This is a genomic window from Variovorax sp. YR752 (assembly GCF_943372545.1).
The window spans coordinates 1-6360 of the sequence record NZ_CALRZC010000340.1 but is presented as its reverse complement, the minus strand read 5'-3'; the positions used below and the strand labels follow the sequence as shown (position 1 = coordinate 6360).

The following is a 6360-nucleotide window of genomic DNA, read 5'->3' as shown; positions in this document are numbered from 1 at the left end:
TCGGCCGCACCGACCACCAGCGTGTTGGTGGTCTGCCCGTTGGTGCCGCTCAGCGTGTTGGCCGTGGTGCTGCCATCTGCGGTACACGCCAGCACGGTGTTGTAGTTGGCCAGCGTGCCCGTGGTCAGGGTCTCGGCCGGCAGCGTGATCGTGTTGCCCGTGGCCACGGTCACGGCCGTGCCGCTGGTCGCCGCCGAGGGCGCCGTCGCCGTGAACGCCGCGGTGTTGTTCGTGCCGCCCGACGACACGCCGATGCTCGCCACGTTGCCCGTGAGGCTGTTCGCGCCCCACGCCTTGGCCAGTTGCAGCGTGGAGGTCTTCGGCGTGTTCCTGTAGGTACAGACGATGGCCTTGCCCTCGTCGGCCGCACCGATCACCAGCGAGTTGGTCGCTTGCCCGTTGGTGCCACTCAGCGTGTTGGCCGTCGGCCCGCCACCAGCGGTACACGACAACACGGTCGTGTAGTTCGCCAGTGCGCCCGAAGCCATGGTTTCTGCCGGGAACGTGATCGTGTTGCCGGCAGCGACGGTCACGGTCGTGCTGGTGCTGGCCGTCGGTGCCGTCGATGCGAACGCGGCGGTGTTGGCCGCCCCGCCCGTGGTCGCGGTGATGTTCGCCACGTTGCCCGTCACGCTGGTGGGGTTCCAGGACTTGGCCAGTTGCAAGGTCGCGGTCTTGCGCGTGTTGGTGTAGGTACAGACGATGGCCTTGCCGATGTCGCCGAGGGCGATCGTCAGCGTGTTGCTCACCTGTCCGTTGGTGCCGCTCAGCGTGCTGGCCATGGTGCCGCTGTTCACGGTGCACGACAGCACGGTGTTGTAGTTCGCCAGCGTGCCCGAGGTCAGTGTTTCGGCGGGCAGCGTGATGACGTTGCCGATGTTCACGCCCACCGCAGTGCCGCTGTTGCCGGCCGTCGGTGCCGTCGCGGTGAAGGTCGCGGTGTTGCTGGCGCCGAAGAAGTTGCTGCCGCCCGTGGTGGCCACGATGCGCGCCACGTCACCGGTGTTGCTGCCGGTCGACCAGGCCTTGGCGAGCTGCAGCGTGACCACGTTGAACTGGATGACCACGAGGCCGTTGCCGCCGGTGTCCCCGGTCAACGAGCTGCGCGACCCGCCCACGCCGACACCCGCCTGGTAGGGCGCACCCGTGTTGCCCGGATTGGAGTTCACCGAGTAGCTGCCGTTGGCCCCTGCAGTGAGCACGCCGCCAGTGACGCCCGTGCCGATGAAGCCCGAGCCGCCACCGCCCGGTCCGTTGTAGGAACAACCGGCCGTGCTGGGGTTGGGCGTGTTGCTGCACTGGGCCATGCCGCCGCCGCCGCCGAACCAACCGCCGCCACCGCCGCCGCCGCCTTCGTACTGGACAGCGGTCCCCCCAGAAGCTGAACACCCGGTGCCGCCCTGCAAGGCACTGCCGGCGGAACCGCCCGGGCACGCCGTCCCCGCAGTCGTCGGGGTTCCGATCGCGCCGCCGGCGGACTGGGTACCGCCTCGCCCGCCCGTGCCGGTGGACGACCCGCCGTTGGTGCCACCACCGCCGCCCGGCACCGGGCTGCCGACGTCGGTCCAGAAGGCGCTGCCGCCGCCACCGCCTGCGACCAGTCGTGCGGCGGCTGTCGAAAACTCCGTGCTGCCGCTCCACAGCGCACTCATGCCGCCGCCGGAAGAGCCGGCGACGCCTGCGTTCGCGCCTGCGCCGCCGCCACCGCCGCGGCCGTAGGTCGAGCCGGTGCCCCCGTTGCGCCCGCCCTGCCCCACCGTCACCGCCATGGCGGTGCCCGGTGTGAGCGACACGGTCCCGTCGGCGAAGCCACCGGCGCCACCGTTGGCCGAGTTGCCGCCTGCCGCCAACGAACCGCCACCGCCGGCGCCCCACATCGTGACGCGCGCCGACGACACGCCCGCAGGCACCGTGAAGGTCTGTGCCGCGCCCGAATGGGTGAAAGCCACACAGGTGTTGAAGCCCGCCTGCGGCGTACATGAGGTGACTGCGGCCTGTGCGCCCGTCATCGCGACCAGCGACAGCGTCGCCGTGGCGAACACTCCCTTCAGCACCCGGCCAAGCACCGCCATCCCACCCGCTTCGTTTCTCGTTCGGCTTTGCATCATGGTCTCGTTCAGCGGGTTTCTTGCGCGGCTGCGGCGATCACGACCCAACGGCTCTTGGCGCTGTGGTCATCGCCCGCGACGGGCTGCGTGTCTTCTTTGGTGTCGGTGCGCAGGCGCAGCACATCCACGCCGTGTCCGATGAGATAGCTGCGCACCGCGTTGGTCCGCTGCGCGATCAGCTGCTGGCGGTCGTCGGCGCTGCCTTGTGCATCGGCGTGGCTGATGTGGATCACCACTTCAGCCTCGGTCGCCTTGATCTGCGCGGCCAGCGTGTTCAGCGTGTCGTGCGCCTGCGGCTTGATGAAGGACTTCGTGGGCTCGAAGAGCGCCTCGGCCTGCAGCACCGTGCGCATCGGCAGCGGTGCGACGTCTGCCGCCACCTTCTCTGCCTTCTCTGCCTTCTCCGCCTTGGCCGCCTTCACATCCGCGCCCGCCGAAGCAAACCCCAGATGCGTCTCATCGAACTTGAAGCGCAATCTGACGTAAGCGCCCTTGCTCGTGTACTCATTGGCGGTGAGGTCCCGGTCGTTCAGCCCCACGAAGTTGTAGCCCGCCGACACCCACATGTTCTTCTGCACCTGGTAGCCCACTTCCACGCCCAGCGTCTTCTGCAGCGCCCCGCCCTTGCCGTACAGCAAGCCCGCCTGCACCCCGAAGTCCCAGTCCTGGTTGATGTCCTGCGTGTAGCGCGCCTGCACCAGGTGCGCCCAGTACTTGCTGGCGAGCGACCCGTCATCGGCCCGGCTGAGCTTGAAGGCGTAGCGCGCCATCACGGCCTTGCCCGGCTCGGGGTTGTAGTTCACGTGCGCCGAGACGATGTCGGCACTCGTCTTGCCCGGCAGGCTGGCACCGTTGTCGGCTCCGAAGACGCTGCTGCCCTGCAGCGCACCGGCGGCATTGCCCGCACCGACCACGTTCTCCGAACGGCGCTCGTAGCGCGCCAGCGCATTCCACGTGTCGTCGTCCACCGGCCGGTAGGCGATGCCGATCTGGTGGCGCTGCAGGTGGCGCTCGTTGCCCGCGTTGGTGCCCTGGCCCTCGCTGTCGCTCACGATGCTGCGCGCCAGCAGGCTCCAGGACGCATCGAGCTTGAAGCCGAATCCTGCGCTGAACAGGCGCGTGTTCGCGTCATCGCCGCGGCGGGCTTCGTACACGCCCGAGGCCTTGATCCGGTCGGTGATGTATTCGATGCCGCTGGTGATCGCGGTCGATTCGCCCAGGCCACCCGCATAGCCCGTCCCGCTGTTCACGCTGTTGCTGTAGCCGCTCATGTCGCGCGTGTGCTCGATGCCCCCGGTCACGCGGATCTGCTCGTTGATCTTGAAGGTGTTGCGCACCCCGATGGCCGCCTGCACCCCGCGCCCCTCGGCGCCGTCGGCGATGCGGTACTCGTTGTAGACGCGCCCGCCTTCCATGTAGTTGCTCTCGATGCCGACGATGCCCGTGTTGTTGCGCTGCGTGCTGTCCAGCTCGTAGGGGCCGTTCAGGGTCGAGATCAGCTCGTAGCGGCCATAGACACGGGTCTTGTCGGTGATGGCGTAGTTGCCGCCGATGGCCAGCACGTGGCGCTTGCCGTCCTTGATGTCCTGCTCGCCTTCGACGAACACCTGCGCACCGGCCACGCCGGGCACTTCGGTCGACAGGCGCGCGCGCACGGTCGTCTGGCTCTGGGTGTCCACACCCGCGGCTGCGGCGGCTGCGCCCAGGGTCGTCACGCTGTTGGCACCGATGCTGCTGCCCATCTGGCCGTTGTAGGTGGAGATCTGGCCGTAGTCGAAGCCCGAGCTCGAACCCAGCGCGTTGTTGCTCTGGCCGTGGCGCAGGCCCACCTCGGCGACCGTCTTGTCGCTGAGCTTCTTCTGCACGCTCACGGTGGTGCCCTTGCGCTCGTCGACTTGCGCCGCATCCTTGCTGTATAGCGCCTCGGCACGCACGGCCAGGGTGGGATCGACGCGGTATTCGGCCCGCGCCGAGACCTCGGCGTGGCCGGACGCGAAGCTCGCGCCAGGGTTGTCGAAGCGGTTGCTGGTCTTGGCCGCCAGGGCCACCACGGCCAGCTTCTCGTCCTGGTAGCGCGCTTCCGCACGCACACCATGGCCGTTGCCCTTGTCGTCGGATTCGGTCTTGACCATTTCGCCGGCCACGCTGGTGTTCTGGCCGATGCGCGCCACGCCCGTGAGCGCCATCAGCCTGCGCTTGTTCTGCGGGTTCTCGTCAGTGGAGGCGACCACGCCCAGCTGCAGACGGTCGTCGATCTTCACTTGCACGTCGGTGCCGGCCACGGTGAACTTGGGGCCGCCCGAGTCGACCTCGTAGGTGACGCGGATCGACTGCGGGTTCAGGTTCGCATCGATGGACGCGATGGCGTGCGTGAACAGAATGCGGCGCGTCAGCGGCTCCACCGTGTAGTCCACGAAGCGCGCCACGGCCGTGCGCTGCAGCACGATGTTGGGCTGGTTGCGGTCGCGCACCACGATCTCGATCTGCTCGCTGTTGTCCACGAACTCGCCGTTGCTGGCGCTCAGGTAGTACGGGCCCGAGGTGCCCAGCGCGCGGAACTCTTCGACCTGCTGGGTCTGCGCGGTGCGCGAGACATAGCTGGTGGCGCGCACGTTCTCGTCTTCGTACACGTGCTTCAGCCCCGTCAGAGACCGGTTGCTCTGGCTCAGGTTGCGCACCTCGGTGCTGCTGGCGGTGGTGAAGTCGCCGTACAGCAGGTAGGAGCGGTTCTTGTCGATGCGCACGTAGAGCTTTTGCGTGCTCTGGGCGTCGAAGCCCTTGACCGCCGAGTCGCCGTAGATGGGATAGAACTCGTCGGGGCGGATGTCGCGGAAGAGGCGGTCCTTGCGGGTCTTGTCGGAGTCGAAGGCGGCCGTGAGCAGGTACTCGCCCTTGACGGTGCCCTTGAAGAAGAAGGCGGCGCGTCCGGCAGCGCGGCTGTTGGTGCCCTCGTCCTTGAGGCCGGTCAGTTCTGCTTCGAAGGCTGCACCGGCGGGCATGGCGCCGATGGGCAGCTTGCCGCGCTTGGTGAAGTCCAGCACGCCTTCGACGATGCCCACGCCGATCATGGGGCGCATCTCGGGCAGCAGCGCCAGGCGCACTTCCTTGATGAAGGTGCCGGCGCTCACGCGCAGGCGGGCGTCGCCGGGTTCGCCCGGGGGCATCAACTGGAACTCGGCAGTGCCTCCGTCCATGAAGACCTGCGTACCCGGTTCGGTGGGGTTCAGGTCTTCGGTCATCCAGCGGCCGCGGTCGCTCTCCAGCGTGAGCTGGGTGCGGGCGGTGACGGGCACGCCGGCTGCATCGATCAGGCGCACCTTGACGACGACGGGCGTGCGCAGGTCGGCGCGGGCCACCTCGGGCAGGTCGACCTCGATGGCGCCGAGCTTGTCGGGGGCGATGACGGTGATCTCGTCGGCCGAGGAACGCACGTTGCCGAAGCCGTCCACCGCTTCGAGCTTGAGGGTGTTCACACCGGGGCGCAGGGCGACGCCGATGTACTCCCAGGCAGCGATGTTCTTGGAGGCCAGCTGGGTCTTCTTGCCGACGCGGCGCTCTTCCAATGCAGTGCCGTTGACGCTCAGGCGCAGGCTGGTGCCGGCCGTGCCCTTGACGCGCACGTTGATCGACTGGCCGGCGACGGTGTCGCGGTCCTTCAGGCCGATGAAGGCCAGGGTGTTGTTCTCGAGCTGGGGCAGCAGGGTCTCGAGTTCGATGGGACTCGGCGCTGCTTGGGGCAGTAGCGGATTGGTGCGGGGTTCCAACATGGCACCGCCCATGCCGATGGGGCGCATGGCTTGGGAGCCGACACCGGTCGCAGAGCCACTGGTGGTTGACGACGGAAGACCGGAGGTCGGCAGGCCACTCAAGGGCGAGAACAAGCTGCCGGTCGGGATCGCAGGCACGGTCCCATCCAGCGGGGCCGCAGGTTGCACGCCCAGCGTGCCACCCATGCTGCCGCCACCGCCGCTCACGAAGCTGCTCGCGTTGGCCGGGGCCACTGGAAGCACGATCAGCGGTGCAGAGGTCGTTTGCACGGCGCCGGTGCTGCCGCTGGCCAGTGCCTGGCCGGTGGCGGGCAGGCCACGCACATCACCCACGGGCACAACCTTGCCTTCGAGGTCCAGGCGCAGGCGCACTTGCGCTTCGGCCTCGGTGTCGGGGCGTGCAGCGATGGCGGCGCGGCGCGCGGCCACTTCGGCGATCACACGCTTCTCATCGCAGTTCGTGATGATGAAGTTGGCCTTGTGGA

The 6360-nt window shown here is 68.4% G+C and carries 1 protein-coding gene and 1 pseudogene; both read right to left on the bottom strand.

Translation table 11 applies throughout. The features are described 5' to 3' along the window. Positions 1-2072, bottom strand: a pseudogene (locus AAG801_RS39455) (hypothetical protein); the annotation flags it as partial. Between the two features lie 44 nt (positions 2073-2116). After that, a partial coding sequence (locus tag AAG801_RS39450) for an OmpA family protein (protein WP_341893330.1) occupies positions 2117-6360 on the bottom strand: 4244 nt, incomplete at its 5' end.